General features: G+C 55.3%; 3 protein-coding genes. All 3 read left to right on the forward strand.

Features of this window, described 5'->3' with window-relative positions:
• A partial coding sequence (locus GTN70_04350) for a hypothetical protein (protein NIO16219.1) occupies window positions 1-365 on the forward strand: 365 nt, incomplete at its 5' end.
• 46 nt (window positions 366-411) lie between these two features.
• The gene (locus GTN70_04355) at window positions 412-558 is read left to right on the forward strand and encodes a hypothetical protein (GenBank protein NIO16220.1); all 147 of its coding nucleotides are present in this window, start codon (window positions 412-414) and stop codon (window positions 556-558) included.
• Window positions 559-781: 223 nt separating this feature from the next.
• Window positions 782-1,288 carry a twin-arginine translocation pathway signal protein gene (locus GTN70_04360; GenBank protein ID NIO16221.1) on the forward strand — a complete coding sequence of 169 codons (507 nt, stop codon included), beginning with the start codon at window positions 782-784 and terminating at the stop codon, window positions 1,286-1,288.
• Window positions 1,289-1,368: the final 80 nt, after the last annotated feature.

The following is a 1,368-nucleotide window of genomic DNA, read 5'->3' on the forward strand; positions in this document are numbered from 1 at the left end:
CTCTGAGCTTTCTGCTCGGAAGGCTGCTTCCTGCCAGCTATCTCTCTCGCGCCCTCGGGTGGTTTAACCTGAACAGGGCACGGGATCTCGTTACGATTCTCGATTCGCTCAGCGCGGAAGATCGTCTCCAGTATCTTCTCAAGAGCGCGCCGGCGCGGATTGTCCCCTCTCTGCTTCGCTACCGCTTTCTTACCATAGGAGTCCTGTTCAACCTTCCCGGCAACGCACTGATCGGAGGCGGTGGCGGTATCGGCCTTATCGCCGGGATGAGCAGGCTCTTTCCCTTCCCGATCTACCTGCTCACGATCTGCGTGGCGATCACGCCCGGCCCGATTTGCTTCATCCTGCGTGAGATGCTCAAATGACGAAACTTCGGGGTCAGTTCCCATTTCCTCATATCGGATGGGTGAAATGACGAAAAATGTGAGGAAATGGGAACTGACCCTTCAGATGGACCCTTCAGATGTCCGGGCAGCTTGTTTCTTCTCCGTGAAGATGGTAAAAATACCAGGAGTGGGCAGCTGGTCTGAAGTTTCAATTTTCTCGGCGAAGAGGTGAACGGGTGTTTACCGAATATCGGGGGATGGGATAGAAAGTGAGCCGCAGCAGCGGTGCAAATAGGTTCGTGTGGGGCCATACCCTGCAAGATTAGATTCCAGAGGAAACAGAAGGGAGGACGAGAATCATGACGAAAAGAGATGGGACAGGATCAGGATTTCCCTCGATACGTTTGTTTTTCGCAGTGGCTTTTCTGTGTGCGGTATTCGTGGGTTCAGGGGTGATGGTACCCCGCCTGGCAATCGCGGATACCGAGGCAGAGATCGACCGTGACGTGGATGCTGCACTGCTGGAGCTGTACGAGAGCTCTCCCACCGCGAAGGAGTTTTCCGGGGTTGCCAGGGGGATCCTCGTGTTTCCCGATGTCGTCAAGGCGGGCCTCATCGTTGGCGCTCAGTACGGGACGGGGGCCCTTCGGGTAGACGGGAAATCGGTCGGCTACTACAGGACGGTTGCCGCATCCTACGGCCTGCAGGTGGGGGCGCAGAAGTTCGGATATGCGCTGTTTTTCATGACCCAATCCGCCGTGGACTACTTAGAAAACAGCAAAGGCTGGGAGATCGGCGTGGGTCCGAGCGTCGTCGTTGTCGACGAGGGGTTTGCCCGCTCCCTCACAACCACCACCGCCAAGGAGGAGATCTATGCCTTTTTCTTCGACCAGAAAGGATTGATGGCGGGTATGGGCCTGCAGGGATCAAAGATCAGCAGGATTACCCCTGATAAAGAGTAATTTCTGTCAGCAATCGATATCCGATTTTCCGTCCCAAAAATAGAAAATCGAGGATACCAACCCTCGGGGTCAGTTCCCAT

Source organism: Deltaproteobacteria bacterium (genome assembly GCA_011773515.1).
Classification (GTDB): domain Bacteria; phylum Desulfobacterota; class Deferrimicrobia; order J040; family J040; genus WVXK01.